The 16,065-nt window shown below is 38.7% G+C and carries 13 protein-coding genes and 1 CRISPR repeat array (1 of these 14 only partly in view); of the genes, 2 read left to right on the plus strand and 11 right to left on the minus strand.

The features are described from left to right. A CRISPR array of direct repeats spans nucleotides 1-254; the repeat unit is 36 nt; unit sequence CTGCTCAACGCCTAACGACATCTAATGTTAAAGCAC (it extends 428 nt beyond the left edge of the window). A 276-nt stretch (nucleotides 255-530) separates the two neighbouring features. From cas5 to psaC, 10 genes are all read right to left on the minus strand, one after another. After that, entirely contained in the window at nucleotides 531-1,163 is a 633-nt protein-coding gene (cas5, locus tag H6G14_RS11975; protein ID WP_190567626.1) for a type I-MYXAN CRISPR-associated protein Cas5/Cmx5/DevS, read from the minus strand. 1 nt (nucleotide 1,164) lies between these two features. Beyond that, nucleotides 1,165-2,139 (minus strand): DevR family CRISPR-associated autoregulator, encoded by a 975-nt coding sequence (locus tag H6G14_RS11980; RefSeq protein ID WP_190567627.1) that lies wholly within the window; start codon nucleotides 2,137-2,139, stop codon nucleotides 1,165-1,167. A 58-nt stretch (nucleotides 2,140-2,197) separates the two neighbouring features. Beyond that, complete coding sequence (cas8a1, locus tag H6G14_RS11985) at nucleotides 2,198-3,733, minus strand: type I-MYXAN CRISPR-associated Cas8a1/Cmx1 (protein WP_190567628.1); 1,536 nt, start codon at nucleotides 3,731-3,733, stop codon at nucleotides 2,198-2,200. A gap of 20 nt (nucleotides 3,734-3,753) precedes the next feature. Beyond that, nucleotides 3,754-4,368 carry a type I-MYXAN CRISPR-associated protein Cas6/Cmx6 gene (gene cas6, locus H6G14_RS11990; RefSeq protein ID WP_190567629.1) on the minus strand — a complete coding sequence of 205 codons (615 nt, stop codon included), beginning with the start codon at nucleotides 4,366-4,368 and terminating at the stop codon, nucleotides 3,754-3,756. Nucleotides 4,369-4,605: 237 nt separating this feature from the next. After that, nucleotides 4,606-5,586 carry a TnsD family Tn7-like transposition protein gene (locus tag H6G14_RS11995; RefSeq protein ID WP_190567630.1) on the minus strand — a complete coding sequence of 327 codons (981 nt, stop codon included), beginning with the start codon at nucleotides 5,584-5,586 and terminating at the stop codon, nucleotides 4,606-4,608. Continuing rightward, entirely contained in the window at nucleotides 5,564-7,234 is a 1,671-nt protein-coding gene (locus tag H6G14_RS12000; protein WP_190567631.1) for an AAA family ATPase, read from the minus strand. Before H6G14_RS12000 ends, H6G14_RS11995 begins: the two co-directional genes overlap by 23 nt. After that, the gene (locus H6G14_RS12005; RefSeq protein ID WP_190567632.1) at nucleotides 7,221-9,455 is read right to left on the minus strand and encodes a Mu transposase C-terminal domain-containing protein; all 2,235 of its coding nucleotides are present in this window, start codon (nucleotides 9,453-9,455) and stop codon (nucleotides 7,221-7,223) included. The genes H6G14_RS12000 and H6G14_RS12005 overlap by 14 nt, the downstream gene beginning before the upstream one ends. Before the next feature lie 22 nt (nucleotides 9,456-9,477). Then, complete coding sequence (locus H6G14_RS12010) at nucleotides 9,478-10,320, minus strand: TnsA endonuclease C-terminal domain-containing protein (RefSeq protein ID WP_242053417.1); 843 nt, start codon at nucleotides 10,318-10,320, stop codon at nucleotides 9,478-9,480. 110 nt (nucleotides 10,321-10,430) lie between these two features. Next, nucleotides 10,431-12,332, minus strand: coding sequence for a glutamine--fructose-6-phosphate transaminase (isomerizing) (gene glmS / locus H6G14_RS12015; protein WP_190567633.1), 1,902 nt, complete (start codon nucleotides 12,330-12,332; stop codon nucleotides 10,431-10,433). Nucleotides 12,333-12,642: 310 nt separating this feature from the next. Further along, nucleotides 12,643-12,888 carry a photosystem I iron-sulfur center protein PsaC gene (gene psaC, locus H6G14_RS12020; protein WP_010997613.1) on the minus strand — a complete coding sequence of 82 codons (246 nt, stop codon included), beginning with the start codon at nucleotides 12,886-12,888 and terminating at the stop codon, nucleotides 12,643-12,645. Nucleotides 12,889-13,282: 394 nt separating this feature from the next. On the opposite strand from psaC, the gene H6G14_RS12025 reads away from it, so the two are divergent. Then, nucleotides 13,283-14,029 carry a DUF6683 family protein gene (locus H6G14_RS12025; protein WP_190567634.1) on the plus strand — a complete coding sequence of 249 codons (747 nt, stop codon included), beginning with the start codon at nucleotides 13,283-13,285 and terminating at the stop codon, nucleotides 14,027-14,029. Between the two features lie 218 nt (nucleotides 14,030-14,247). After that, the gene (locus H6G14_RS12030; RefSeq protein ID WP_010997611.1) at nucleotides 14,248-14,616 is read left to right on the plus strand and encodes a DUF6464 family protein; all 369 of its coding nucleotides are present in this window, start codon (nucleotides 14,248-14,250) and stop codon (nucleotides 14,614-14,616) included. Here the strand turns inward: H6G14_RS12030 and fmt are convergent. Beyond that, nucleotides 14,599-15,603, minus strand: a complete 1,005-nt coding sequence (gene fmt / locus H6G14_RS12035; protein WP_190567635.1) for a methionyl-tRNA formyltransferase — start codon at nucleotides 15,601-15,603, stop codon at nucleotides 14,599-14,601. The two genes, H6G14_RS12030 and fmt, sit on opposite strands and share 18 nt — an antisense overlap. Between the last annotated feature and the right edge of the window lie 462 nt (nucleotides 15,604-16,065).

A 16,065-nucleotide genomic window follows, 5' to 3' on the forward strand; every position in this document is an offset into this window, starting at 1 on the left:
CTGCTCAACGCCTAACGACATCTAATGTTAAAGCACGTTATTGGTTCATAGGTTTGATGCAACCGTTCTAGATTACTGCTCAACGCCTAACGACATCTAATGTTAAAGCACAACTTGGGATATTTGTTTGGGGATATCATCAATGTCTGCTCAACGCCTAACGACATCTAATGTTAAAGCACCAAATAATTCTGCAACACCTGTTCACGGGATTTCCCCTGCTCAACGCCTAACGACATCTAATGTTAAAGCACGGCGATCGCCACATTTGTTGACTTGCCTAAGCTCTACATCAATTTTACAAGCACTTACTCTTTAAGGTTAGCCAAGTTGCAAAAATTAATAGCTATTCATAGCAAAAGCAAAGTTTTAAAAACTCCTAACTCTTGTATTTAGAGCATTCCAGGAAGTTGCAAGCACGCTAGAAGCATATAAAATCCCTAAAAGGCTTGTAGAATAACGAATTAAGGCTACTTTCTATAGTATTGAAATTTCCCAAGCAGAGGTGCTTGCAAAAGTAAAGATATCCTCTAATTACTTTGAACCGAAGTCCAAGATAATTCAGGTGGTTGAAATACTGGACATTCCTGAATCTCGTAACTTAGCCATCGCGTTTCCCGCGAACCTACATGGTCTACCCAGTAAGGTAAAGTTAGTAACCCATATTCATCTCGAATTAACCATCGCATTGATTCTGTATTGTAATTTTCAGGTAAAAGGGTAACATCATTTACTAAATCCCGACTTTCACCTAAACATAATCCACCAAACCTATTAATAGAAGCCGGGTTAGTCAATGCCTTTTCTAAACGTTCCACTAAATTTGGTTTAGATTTATCTACTCCAGCATCCACCCAAACTATAAATTCTATATTAGTTAATAACTCCTGATAATCAGGTTTATTATTTTTAGAGTCATGGATATTCTTCGTCTTAAATCGGTGAAAGGTGCGAATAACAGTTGACTTTTCTGGTTCAGATAGAAGTGCGATCGCCAGCTTCACACCGCAGTGTTTATATCTATCTACTTCTCCAACAAGAGATAGTAACATTCCATATACTGTCGATGGTGGTGGTACAGGGTAAGTTTCGCCATATTCCCTAGCACGAGACTGCCGAAAACAAGCTATGGGAACTTCTACTTTTAAGGCAATTGTCGTCATATCATGAACTCCTTAACGACAACTGCAAATCTTGAGTAATCACCTGTTTTAATGCTTCAACTGTTGTCTTAACTCCGGGAAACACATTTGCCCCTAAATCTTCCAGAGTGCTATAAATTGCCCCTCCTATCCATAATTCTTTAGGGTCTATATCTCCAGATTCTACCCGCCTTACTAAATCCGGTGTTGATATATTTCTAAGTTCATCTTCTTCAAAACAGTAAAGTAACCGAGGTGAGAAATCGTGTGTCCACCGTAATATGATGCTATCGGGAGAAAAATCATAGAGAAAACGAGCGTGATTTCCTGCCACTTCTCCGATAGAAATTAAGCCATCGAGGACAGCATTAATGCGAGATTTCTCTTTGAGGCTATTGGGTGTTAATGCAAAGCCATATTGATATCGAGTAGCATGAACTTCTGTAGAATAAAGAGATGTTCGTCCTTTCTTTCCACTCATAGCATTGAAAGTAAGATCACCAGCATAAGGAATTGTTGAAACTGCACGAGTGACTTCTAATACACCTCGTCTAGTAGTTATTTTCCCTTTAGGTTTTTCCTTCCGCTTACGTTTTGCAGTTTCTTTCTCCTTACCTTGAGAAATTTTTTTGTCCTCATCTTGAGTTGAGTTCTGGATTTCAACTTCGGATTCAACTGCTGCTTCAACTTTTGCTGCTTCTGCTTGCATAAATCCTAAGACATCATCATCAATGAAGCGAACATCATCGAAATTAGGATCTTGCCAGATGTGATCCGGTACTGGTTGAGCATTTTCATCCCAACTTCTATTCACAGGATAGCCAGCATTTTGCCAATAATATCGCAATGCCCAACGAATTGCCTCAGATGAAACAGCAGAGTGAACTTCACCTTTCCAGATTAATTTTTGTAAGGTACTTGTATTACCTTCATTTTCACCACGATTATTAGCGGCGGTTCCATAATTAGTCAAAATATTACCAAACAGATGAAACATTCCACCATTACCTAAACAATTAATATTTTGTTCTTAATCAAATCAAAAAATATGAAGTTTATTCAGTATTTAGCTCAGATATTTGTGATGGTTTTACCTCTACCTCTGTTATTTTATTCTTTGGGTAGCTAGCCATTGCAATAAAAGTTAAGTCCCTGGCTACTTTCCAATTGCCTATCCCTGTAGTCAATGGAAGTAATTCCATCCAATGTTCTTCCAGAATTGCTATTTGCCCCGCCCTTCCCCAAAACTCTGCAATAAATTTTCGGAAATTGTCAGTATTGGTGCAGCGTTTTAACTGAGATAAAATGCGTGTATTTTCTCGTTCTATTTGAGCGTATTCACCTTCTTTTGTTCTGCTATAAATCTTGGCATATATTTTCCTTAAAGCTTCATGACAAGCTTGAATAAATAGCTTTTGAGCTTCTATATCCCATTCTGAGTCCTGAATCATCTTATTAATGCCTGTATACTCATCAGTAAATTGTTTAAATGATTTATCATTTTTAATGATTGAAATCCAATTATCCCACCAAGAAAAACCCATTACTAGATTATTAGCAATTATTCCCTTTATTAAACTTGTAACTAAAAAATATTGATTTTCATATAAAACAAATTGGCAATTTGGAAAACAAATACAACTAAGTTTATAAAGATAACTCACTGAAGAATTTAATTCTATGATTGCTATTTCGGCACGAGTTTTTTGCTGTTCTGACCAAACTTTTGTACTAAAACAAACTACTTTGCATCGGTTTAAAAAATTGGAAGTAGCCATTTTTGTTGTTTCATAAGTAAGAAATTTTAATCCAGCATCTCCTAAGGTAGATACGTGAAAATGTTTATAATCTAAATTACTCAAACACCACAAATACTGGGCATAAAGTTCTAAATCAATTACTTCAGGAACAACCAGAACATAGTTTGGATGTGACGGTTCGGTGTGCGATCGCAGCACAAAATATTGACAAGCCACAGGAGCGAACAACAACGCTAGAGCATATTCTGCTTTTTCTTCAAATGCGGTTTGTTCTTTAAAAGCATAATGGCGAACTACTGCTCCTGGATAAAGCCACCCCCTTATACCAATTGGCTCTTCTAGAAATTGTCCGTATTCGTCACATAGATGTTTAGCAAAATGTTGATGAGCATAGGAAGCAGCTTTCTTATAATCAACCCTAAGCTGAATACCATCAATAATCAGTTGCTTAGATTGTTGACCCGCAGACTTAAAAAATTTATTATGTTGTGTAAAAGTTGCTGTGATACCTTGATGGATAATTAGTTGATTTTGAATATCCATGTTTTGAGAATCTAACCCTGTTAGGGAAATTAAACCCTCATCACTGATTTGAAATGATTGCTTCAGCAACCAGTCTAAAACTACGAAATCCTGTCCTTCCCAGTCAAGACTGATATAGCGAGGAGTTAGCAACCAAGTTAAATTGCCAATACGTTGAGCAGGTGTTGGATAGATTTTTTCCAATTTTTTGAGCGTCATCCAAAGTCCTGCAACCCCAGCACGATGCAATAAGGTCATACTAGGATCGCCGAGATTAAGCTGAATTTTGGGATTAGCTGCTGTCTTCATTATCTGCTGTCGAGTAATTGCTATTGCTTTTCTTTAATGGGCATGAAGAGTCCACAACCCATCTTTTGCTTTCCTCCTACACCATGTATTTGCAACCTCAGTGAGTCTTCATCGCTTAAATTTATAACTTCTAATCCAAAACCCACGACTGTAAATCGCTTAATTTTGATAGTTCTACGTATTGGTTGACCATTGGCTTTGGTGGGAATGCTAACGATTGCTTGGATACCCAGTTGCTCTAGCTGACGCTGCGCTACGACTAAAAAAGTTTCAGGTTCTTCATAGCCTCTTATTACCACAATGCGCGATCGCAGTTTCTCCGCAGGTTGAAGCAAATATATGTCGGGAATACCCAAACGAATTGTATGCTTGCCAATTCTCAGGGACTTACCCGCCAATGGGTAAACCAAACGTACTTGATTTACTGGTATCCGAATACGAAGCCTAGAATTTTGGGTTAGATTAATTACACCATCCTTGGGGATACCTGCAATGGTGTGAATTCCCAGAGTGTCTAATGTATGAAGTTTGGGTTCAAAGTGGGCGATCGCAGAAAATAATTCATAGCCGTGGTCGAAAGGTAATGTCTCACCCATAAGGCTAAAAGTTAAATCCATGTATGGAAGCTGAGACATTAAAAGCTCTCTTGGCTTTGAAGATGATTCTGAGGGAAGCTGCGTAACTAAGTTACTATCAATAACCATTTTTATAGGGCAGATTTAAGCAGATGTAACTAGGTATGAAATAACTACCTTATTACTTAGATTACCTGATTCACTAATCTGAAAATACTTAAAATAATAATCAATAAAAATAATTTTGATTAGTTATTATTGCTTTTTATTAATTTAGTTAAATTTTGTATATGAAGATTATGACTGAAAGAACTCTTCTATAGAATTTGCTAAAAATTTTATCATTAAGATATGAGTTATGCGGTCAATTGCTGGATTTACGTCACATCCAAACAAGCAGTGAGAAAAATATTTACCTTGATGTTGGGCTAACCTTGGGTTGATAGCTTCTAAGGATTCTTGGCCATAAAACTCATATATAAGCTGGGCAAAACCATAATCATCAAACTTAAACTTGCCACCAGCAAAGGTTTTTAGCAGTCCTTTATCCAATAAGTAACGCTGGTACTGAGCGCGAAGCCAAGCCAAACCTTGAAAGGCAAAACTGCTATGAATTAGCCAATTAATATCATGTGCCAGTGTTGAAAGTGTTTCTACAGTTTTATTTGTCAATTTTTTCACATTATTTGCTAATAAACAATTATCTATGCTGGCAGCATGATAATGTATGCCTTTCGATTCAACTTCTATACAGCTATTGTGTAAAACAACACGATGAATTGGACAAACTAAAATGCCAGGGACTTGATGTATTCTATGCCAGTAAGGTTCACCATACTTTTGGGTATCTTTCTCTAAACATTCAGGGCAAAATTTTAAAAATTTTTTTGAATCATCACTAGAATTATTAGCCACTTTAGCAAAATCTAGTATAGACCCACTGAATTTTTTACTCATCGAGTTTTTCAGCAACCAAGCCTCCTGCGGCATTAATAAAGTTGCATAAAAGGGATATAAAGTATGATTTTGTAGTAAATTCTCAACTTTTTGCTGGGAGCGTAAAGGTAAGTTTTTCACTAAATAATTTAAATTATTAGTTAAGGTAATTTTGCATATTTGTTGGGAACTGTAACCGAATAGCTCTAAGTCAGTTTGCTTGAAACTTTTATTTCCACTCCGAATATGGTATCTAGCTAAAGTGCTATATAAAAGTTCATCGGGATACAGAGTTGGGAAAAAACTAAGCATTGAGAAGCTAAATATTGATAAAATCTTCAACTGGATTTTTGATTATCCCTGCTAATTTCAAATCCTCGTATGCAGATTTTTTGTCTTTCTTGGCATTTTCAACAATTCGTCGCATATCATTCTCTTGGTACTTTGGTTTTAATTTAGCTTTCCTGGTACTTGTTTTAGCAAGACTCTCATTTACTTGACATCCTTGCAAAGCAAGAGCATATGCCTTATTAACTAAAGATGGAATTGGAATGTCTGGATCTTCATGACTATAAACAATTTGTTCTGCACATTCCTTTGCTTTACCAGATTCTACTTCCAATTTCAACAGTTCACTAATTACATAATTGAGCTTCGGAGATACTTTCTGCTGATTCTGCTGCTTTTTAGCTAATCTCTTAATCTCTGTCAAATCTTTAGCATCAATCTCAGATACACATCTATTGTGATATTCCGTAATATCGAGAGGAGCAATATCCTTATATTTAATCATCCACTCTCTGTCCCCTAACCTAATTGCATCTAGCATTGGCTTTACTAAATACAATCCTTCTTTAGCTACTTGACGAATCAGATCAACCGTAATAATTTCTTGGTCACCTATTGAAATCGCTCTCCATTGAACCATTTTGTAAAGTTTTATAGCAATATCAATAATTCCCTGGCTTTCATCATAAAAAACTTCTTTTATTTCATGTGAAAAATCAACAGGTGTTTTTGTCCATTGATATCGCCATATTCCTTCTAAGAAGTAACACCATTCATCATCATTCCCCATTCTATCCCACATTGCACTTCCTTCTCCAGTATTTCTTCTAGCATTTCTAAGATTACCTTGAAGAAAACTAATGGCTTCATTCGTACCTACACGAATAACTGGAATTCCAATAGTATTATCGAGCTTTACTAAAAAATTTAATATTTCGTCTCTATTTCTTTTTGCAGTTGCTAAATTTTGTATTTCATCAATCACCAAAACTCCTAGATGATGAGTGTGTGCTGTTTGTGCAAGTTGAGCCAATAGATAATCTTCAGATGTGCGTGCTGGGTTAAATTTCTTTAATAAATTAGTTCCTAACAATTTATCGATACCTGCAAAAGTATCTATACATAACCCCTTTAAAGTTTTAGGGCAATCTACCCGCAGCCAAACTATTTGGTAAACACTATAATCAGGATGAAAAATTATTTGGGGATAAAGCTCAAGAATATTTTTGAAATTTGTAGTCTTTCCAATACCTGATGGGCCAATTAGAGTTAAGCCGGACGCAGATGTAGGAAGATTAACGTAGTTTTCTAAATTTTTACCTCCTCCATTACCTATTGCATTATAAATTTGTCTAGAGCGATTTGCATATTCAGGTTTTAAAAGGTTCCTTGACAGATAGCCTGTCATGATAAGCGTACAAATAACTTTTTGTAATTCAAGAGTTTTATTTTGAGGATCAAAATATCTAGATAACCTCTCAATACAATGAAATCTATAATGTGCTTCTAGCTCTCTCTCTTGTTCATCAAAATTTGGTTCTCTGGCTACTTTATCTATAAATTCTCCTACTGATAGGATAGGAGGTAATGCCTGAATTAATGGATTATTGTTGTATTCTGGCAGTTTTTGATCTATGTACCTAGCAATAACTGCTGATTGTCCATTAGGAATACTAACAACTTCTTCCTCATTCCTTTCCACTTTTTCGCTCCTGTCTTTTCCGTTTGAGTAAATCTATATGGTCAGGCTGTAACAGTTTTGAAGCCTCTGAATCTTCAGATTGAGTGTTTATTGGATTCTTAGTATTATCAGCATTGGTACTTTCTGATTTTGCTAGTTCAAATGCTTCATTTTTACGTCGAGCATTTTTTTCATCTGCTCTATTCTGTCGAATGCCACTAACTTTTTGTCTATTACTTATAGTATCATCTAAAACTGCCTCAGTCTCTTCTTTAGCCTGATTAACTATACTTTCTATATTGGCTATCAAATCAGCTTTTGCCTGTAATCGGGTACCTTGATTTTTTTGATTTTGCAATTTTTCATATGCTAATAAATAATCAATGTCATAAAAGTTTTTATCTAAATATCTTTGTTGCGATTCTAAAAGCCAACCTTTTTCAAATTCTCTACCATTTGGGGAACGTAAATAAATAAAGTTTGGCTGTCTAATATCATATGAAACATTCAATGATTTCTCTGACTTAGATAATAAACTACTTCTAGATTTTTCAAACCAAAATTCTTTACTTGCTTTCTCGCAAGTGTAGTACATTCCTTTAAATTTAATACCACGAGCAGTAATTGTTGCTTTTTCGGCGGGCATTAAATTTAGCTTGACAATATCTTCTGGAAAAGTTCTCAGTCTACCAGAACGATTGGCAATTCCCCATTGCCATAATTCTATAGGTATAGGATTAACATCATCAGCAATCATCATTTCATCTCTAGCATAATTATTTAAATAATTATGATTATTATGCTGGAGAATTAAAAATATAACTATTTTTGTAAATTCATTTATGTTAAGTCTACCGTCAAGGCGATAATCATGTCCTCCTCTCTGTCTAAAGTCAGTATCTATATAACCAGGAACAAATGGTTTTACATACCCATGAATGGTACGAAATTGTCTTTCTACTAATCCTTTCCAATCTGCTCGATAGGGAGCAGCATTTTCAATGCGAACATCTAAATTAGGGATTAATGTTTCTACATTCATCCCTGCTAATTCACCTCGGTCGCCCAAAATGGTATCAGGAATATGCCTGCATGGCCACTCATCTTCATAAATCTCGATACCATATTCTTGGCAAAACTTTACCTTATCTGTGGCCGTATTGGCTAAAGCCATCATTGCTCCTGTCCAAGATGGCCCTTCTAATCCAACGTAAACCCCTGTTATCATGTGACTGAAAACATCAATTACCACATATATAACAGGTCTACCAATAATCCAGTTGGGGTTGTAAAGTGATACTAAGTATACATCTGCGATCGTAGCATCAATTTGATATCTAGACCCTGGCCCAATAGTTTCCATTTGGGAAGTTCCGGTAATGGCTCGATTTTCTAAGGCATATTTTCTCGAACCCTTACGAGATATTATAGTTTTTCTGATATCAGTTTGTTCTATTTCGTACCAGTATTTAAATTGGGTAAATGTAGGTCTTTTATCTGGAGGAATTAAAATACTTTTCTTGACTCCATTATCATCGTAATAAAAATCTTCCGCGTAATATTCCTTAATCATTAAATCATAAGCAGTTGTTAAAAAATTCTCTTTGGAGTTCTTATAAAATTTAGCAATTGCAAATCTAAATATTCTTTTATCTTCTTCTGTAACATTTCTTCCAATACCAATTTCTGGAACTTGTGCGTATTTTCTTGGTCTTCCTCTCTTTTTATCTCCAGAAGCTTTAGGCTTTCCTTTACCACCAGAATTTGCATAATCAGGCAAGAGCGCATTCTTATTTTTACCTCTCTGCCAAAATCTTCTTAGATATTTATAAACAGTTATTGGTACTAATTCACCTTCAGTTCTACCTGCATTATATTTTTCGATAACCTGTTGAACTAAACTACCTCTATAGTCTCGATAGTATATCGAGGGTTCTTGAGTAACGATAAATAAAATTATTTGCCAAGCCCTATCTCTAAGTTCTTTCTCTTTCTCTGATAAATCTTCATCTCTTACTATTCTTGCCCACGGGTCTGATTTAAGCTTCAAGGCACGACCATCAGAAATAGCTTCTCTAATCTCTGAAACTTTTCTAGCCTCTGGAAATCCAGTTTTAGCGTTTATATCATAAACAAAGGCAATAACATATCCTTCATCAATCCAGAGAACTCGTTCTATACAGTTATTACCTGATTCATCAATCCATTCAATCAGGTCATTTACAAACAAATCATGAATCATACAAAATACCTCGTCCTATATTCTAAAAAATTATTTTTTGAATTTCTTTAGAAGAAGGACAACTAGATATTTTAGTTATCAGCATATCCATAATGATTTCTTTCCTAGCAAGAAGGTGTCTAAAAAGATAGAGAGATGTGCCAGACTCTATATTCATATCCCTATCTAAAGCCGTTGTTATTTTATTGATACTTGCATCACTTTCCTGAAGTCTAAACTTTAAAATATTTGCGATGTTACGTAATTCTTCAAGATTTATATCTGCATTTTCTTCTAATTTATAAGCAGTATGAATCCATTCAATATTCTCAGCTAATTGTTTAGGGACTTCTTTTTCTGTGATTATTCCCCAATCAATACCTTTGGCAGCAAAGTAACGTTTTTCTAACTCAAATTTTTCAGCTACCGACTTACTTCCCAAATCCTTAGTTAGCTTAAATGTTCTTGCTTTCTGAACTATATTCTTACTTTGCTTGACAGAAAGCATAAAATCCGTGGTTAAAACATGAGGCGTATTGCTTTGCGGATCTTTGGGATAGTTAATACCCATTTCATCCGCAATACTAATTGCTAAGTCCAGATCAAGTAGAGGAAACTGCTCTCTGATATCGACAATCGCATCTGACCACTCAAATACGTAAAACAGTCGTTTCTCGTTATCAGAAAATAGATGATGTTCTCGTTTTGTTTTCCAACCGGGTGGTCTGGAAACGCGACCCTTGGAGGGAAAGTCCTGAATCTTTATCCACGGCTTATAGTCTTTGCCACTACCCTCACCTCGACCTTCCTTACAGTAACGCTCAAACTTGGCTTGCGTCCAATCTTGCTTGCTTCTAGCCATAAAAACTCCTGTAGATGCTTGCATATGCACCCACAGGATAGATTGTACAACTTTTTTATGTATTATATAACTTTTTTATTTGTTATACGACTTTTTTAGTGTTGTACACAATTTACTTAAATATTCGTATTTATTTATTCTACAGTCACTGATTTTGCTAAGTTCCGAGGCTGATCTACATCCAAACCGCGACGGGCGGCGATGTGATAAGCCAATAGTTGCAATGGTACTACTGTAAGTATTGGCGATAGTAATTCATCGACTGATGATACAGGAAGCAAATCGTTAAAGATTTCTGCTGCTTCGCCATCGTTGACTGGTGTTACCCCAATTAACCGCGAATCTCTGGCTTTGGCTTCTTGAGAATTGGAAATCACCTTTTCATACACACTACCAGGATAGGCGATCGCCACTACCGGCACTTTGGCATCTAATAATGCAATGGGGCCGTGTTTCATTTCCCCGGCTGGATAACCTTCTGCGTGAATGTAGCTGATTTCTTTTAATTTCAAAGCCCCTTCTAAAGCAATGGGGAAGTTAATTCCTCTTCCTAAAAAGATGAAGTCTTGGGTTTCTGCAAATTCATGGGCTAGATGTTCTGTTAGTTTTTCCTGACGTTCTAAGGTGGCTTCGATTTCCTTGGGAATCTGACGTAATCCTTGAATTATATCTGCGAGTTTATCAGGCGCTACTGTTTGCCGATGATAGGCTAAATCCAAGGCTAGAGCATAAAACGCCATCAGTTGAGCAACAAAGGTTTTGGTCGCTGCCACACCTATTTCAATTCCTGCCAGGGTATTAATAATATGGGGTACAAGATGACCAAGGCTACTTTCTGGACGATTGGTAATACCCAAGAGTCGGGCTTGATATTTGGCTTCTTTGCCTTGGCGGCGTTCTTTCTCCATCGCTAGGGCTGCTAAGGTATCAGCCGTTTCCCCTGACTGAGTAACACCGATAATTAATGTATTAGCTGTTAACGGTGATGGGGCATAGCGATACTCAGAAGCATAGTGTACCTGAGTGGAGATTCCTGCTAATTGTTCAAGTAAATATTTTCCTACTAAGGCGGCGTGCCAACTCGTACCACAGGCGACAATATGAATTTGTTCTAAATCTGCATAAATTTCTTCAGATAAACCCAAATTAATTGGTGATGTAAAGGATTCATCGGTATTAATATCGGGATTAAAGTATGCTTCTAAACTCGCTCTGACTACTCCTGGTTGCTCATAAATTTCCTTGAGCATGAAATGTTTGAATCCCTGCTTCTCTACCATTGTGGGATTCAAGTTGAGCAGGCGGGGTTGTTTTTTCAGTCTGTCCCCAGCAAAGTTATAAATCTCCACTCCCAGGGGTGTCAGACGGGCAATTTCGCCGTTCTCCAGGGGTAATACTGCACGAGTATGGGAAACGATCGCTGGCGTATCTGAGGCGCAAAAGAACTCCCCTTGCCCGAATCCTATCACTAGGGGCGCTTGCTGGCGGACAACAATCAATTCGTCAGGATAGTCAGCAGAGATGACGGCGATCGCAAATGCCCCTTGCAGGTGGTTAACAGCTTGGCGTATTGCTTCCAATAAGGAAGAGGAGGAGGTAGGAAGCGCTGGGGAAGGGAGGTTTTTTAAAAATTCGGCTATAAGGTGAGGAATAACTTCTGTATCAGTTTCCGAACGAAACTCATGTCCTTTCTGTTTCAGTTCGTCGCGTAACTCGCGGTAATTTTCAATAATCCCATTCTGGACAACAGCGATTCGCATGGCTGTATCTAAATGGGGATGGGCGTTATACTCCTCTGGTTTACCATGAGTTGCCCAGCGTGTATGACCAATACCAATTTGAGATGAAGTAGCCAACTGTTCTAGTTTAGAACGCAGGTTATGGAGTTTGCCCTTTGCCCTGACACAATTCACATCTCCTTCCCAAACCGTAGCTATACCTGCGGAATCGTAACCGCGATACTCTAGTTTTTCTAGCCCAGCCAACAAAATCTCGGTTGCTGCTTGAGTTCCGATATACCCAACGATGCCACACATTGCTCACACCACCCTTTGTTCAGGATAATTAAATCCAGTATAGTCATTTGTCAGTGGTTAGTTGTCAGTGGTCAGTTGTCAGCAATCAACAGTCAACAGTCAACAATGAACTAATAACTTCACACCCAAGAAAAAAAGGAGCAGATTGCTCCTTTAACCACTAGGTATTTTTATAAATTTCTCATGATTTTGTAGGATGGGCGATGGCTTACGGCAAGCGGAACGCCATTGCTACCCACCCTACAAAGCTAAAGAGGCTTGCTATCGAGACACTTAATTGTGAGCAAAAAAGGAATCGGTAGTGAATTCCTTAGTAAGCTAGACCCATGCTGCGAGTTGTTTCTGCACCCAGATAAACCCGAATGCTCAAGAAGTCAGTCGGGCAAGCTGTTTCACAACGCTTGCAGCCTACGCAGTCTTCTGTACGGGGTGAAGAAGCGACTTGAGCAGCCTTACAGCCATCCCAAGGAACCATCTCCAGAACGTCAGTAGGGCAGGCGCGGACACATTGAGTGCAGCCAATGCAGGTATCGTAGATTTTTACGGTATGAGACATTGAAAAAACGGCTCCTTTCCAGTGTTCTTTTCTGTGAAAGAATCATAATCAAGGCATAGTTTACCGCAGTCGCTTATCCACCGTAAGTAAAAGGCTACATAACTTTAAACAATGTAATAGACACTTTTAAAAACTACGATTTGCGGAATTTCTCTCTTTCCTTATAAATCAGCTACATGACAGCAGCGTGTTTACCTCATTCACTAAACTATGCTCAATACTTTGTGTAAATATATATGAAGCATAAGTCAGAGTAAAAAAGTGATTTGAGTTAGTTGTCTATGGTAGTTATTTGATGATTGCTATGGCTTGCCCAAGAAAAAAAATTTATAACGAAATTTTAAATATTTATTGATGAGTGTTCACTGCTCACTGTTCACTGTTAGAAAAACCTATGAACCAATCCATCAAAGTCATCCTTATTACCGCCCTCGTCACTGCTGTCTCTGGTAGACCTGCTGTAGCCCAGTTTGGCGCACCCAGTAGCCTCAGCTTCAGCAACATGAACGCCTACCTCAGCGTTCAGAAAAATGCTGCACTGGTGCGTCAAGCTCAGTCAAATCTTAACAGCATCAATCGGCGCAACAACAGCAGCAAGCGCGCCCAAGCCACCGCCCGCACCCAAGCCCAAGCTGCCCCACAAACCACCTTCCGCCCAGGCTCGCAGCGCTTGCTGGTGACGCAGTTCGCCCGCAGTTTGAGCAGTGATCCCACTATAGTAAGCCAGTCAACCAAAGCCTTCACCGAGGGCTTTAAAGCCTTCGAGGCAGAAGCCCGGCGTTTAGGCCGCCCCAACAACGTGGCGATGGCCTTCGCCTATTTGGTGGGGGTTTGCTACATGGTACACTACGGCGAAGAACCCACCGAAACCGCGCTGATGAATCTCCAAGCAAACAGCGACGCTGCCTTCGGTTCCTCAACTGCCTTCAAAGCACTGAACAGCCAAGAGCGCCAAAAACTCTATGAGACCTTCGTACTCATGGCGACACTACCTTTGGCAGGTTACACCGTAGCAACCGAGCAGAACGACCAAGAGTTACTCAATACCTACCGCAATATTGCTGGGGTAGCTCTTGAGACTGCCTTGGGGGTGCGACCAGATCGGTTGCGGTTCACGGCAACGGGGTTGGAACTGCGCTAAAGCGTCCCGTGGTTAGGGAAGCCATATGAACGGAGTAGGCGACGAAAAGAGTATTACAAAAGATGGTATTGATTTTGTGGCGATTGTCAGCGTGAGGCGATCGCTACGGACAGATTTTTCAATAATAGAGTGAGTTATTAATTATAGTCGAAGTCGGATCAGCAAAGGTAGGCTGCTGCGATACTATTTTTATAATGTAAACCACATCACATAAACTTATGGAGCCAGATTCTTTACCAACCGAGGTGATTCTGACGCATCCACGTCGCTCCCTCGGTAAAGTCCAACTTGACTGGACACCCCAACCCGGAAACTATCTAGATTTTGAAGGCAACACCTACGCAGTTCTAGAACGCCGCCATAGATATCAACTTAAATCGGGGCGTTATCGTTTGCATAATATAGCTCTTTACGTCCAGTCTGCCCAAAGACCATCAGAAAAAACTTTAGTAGCAGGGCGTTGGGTAGTAGGTGATGCCACCTGTAGATTTAATGCACACTCAGAAATCATTCGCTGTGCAGTCAATCCCCACGGCCCTTGCGAGTCCTGCCGTTATTATGAAACCTCACTAGCTGCCATTTCCTAACACTTCCCCCACCGTCAGCCGCGTACCATTAACAAAATCCCAGCCCGATTGGGGGCGTTTGCCAGGTAGCTGAACCTCTCGTAAAAGTAAAAGCCCCTCACCCGTTTGAGCGATCGCACCAACTCCCTTGGTTATGCTGACTACTTCTCCTGGGTTACCCGATATCTGTGATAAATCAGGTAGTTTTTGCAACATTTTTTGTAATTCTGGTGGTAGCTCGTCACTGTAAGCAGCACCAAGGGGAAAGGAGGCTGTAATCTTCAGAGGTTGGTTACGGAAGGTAGTTGTACAATTTGGGTAAAATCCCCTAATTTGATTGTGCAGTTGCAACGCGCTCCTTGACCAATCTAAACCATAATCTTGTTTTTGAATTAAAGAAGCATAAGTGGCAGCAGCATTATCTTGCGGAATTGGTTGAATTTCCTTTTGCTGTAGCTTGTACAAGGTTTCTATTAATAAATCTCCACCAATCACAGATAGCCTCTGGGCTAAATCATCAGCCGTATCGAGTAAGCTAATGGGTGTAGTGGCTTTAAGTAGCATTGCCCCAGTATCCATACCGGCATCCATTAACATTGTCGTGATCCCCGTTTCTGTTTCGCCGTTATATAAACACCATTGAATCGGTGCAGCACCTCGATACTGGGGCAAAATTGAGCCATGTACATTCACACAACCTAATTTGGGCATATTGAGGATTTTTTGTGACAAAATTTGCCCATAGGCCACTACAACAAACACATCTGCGTCTAATTCCTTAAGTTTGTTGAGAGTTTCCGTATCTTTTTTTATCCTTTCCGGTTGCCATACTGGTAAATTGTGAGCGATCGCCATATTCTTGACAGGAGAAGGTGTTAATTTATTCCCTCTTTCCCGACGCTTATCCGGTTGCGTAACTACGGCTAAAACCTCAAATTCTTGATTAAGTAACAGTTTTTCTAAAGTAGGAACAGCAAATTCAGGTGTACCAAAAAATACAATTTTCATTAGCTATTAGTCAGTAGTCAGTTGTCAGTAGGGGCGGGTTTACAGATATCCTCATTCTCGGACGATGATCTTTATAAACCCGCCCGTACAGTTGTCAGTATATCTTCTCCCTATCTCGCCTACTTTTTGTCCTCAACACTTCTCATAACCCAAATAGGCACTTTTAATTGGCAATGAATAATTGAATATACGGTGGCAAAACTAAGATTTTCTTGGTAAACTTGTGGCTAAGTTAACCAGCATCTAGGCAGCTAATAACTGTCGGTGTAGTTAGTGACTGTAATTATTTAGCTAACGTCTACCAAGCAAATTTCTGTGGCTATTTTCTCAGCTATTTAGCTAAGATTGTAGCGGACTTACTCAAAAATACCAGATTAATTTCTATCTAAGGGTAGATGATTATATGGTTTTTCGGGTAATATATCTTGTGCGTCAGCTTTCCCAATTTTCAAAGTAACGCCT

Source organism: Nostoc parmelioides FACHB-3921 (assembly GCF_014696625.1).
GTDB lineage: Bacteria > Cyanobacteriota > Cyanobacteriia > Cyanobacteriales > Nostocaceae > Trichormus > Trichormus parmelioides.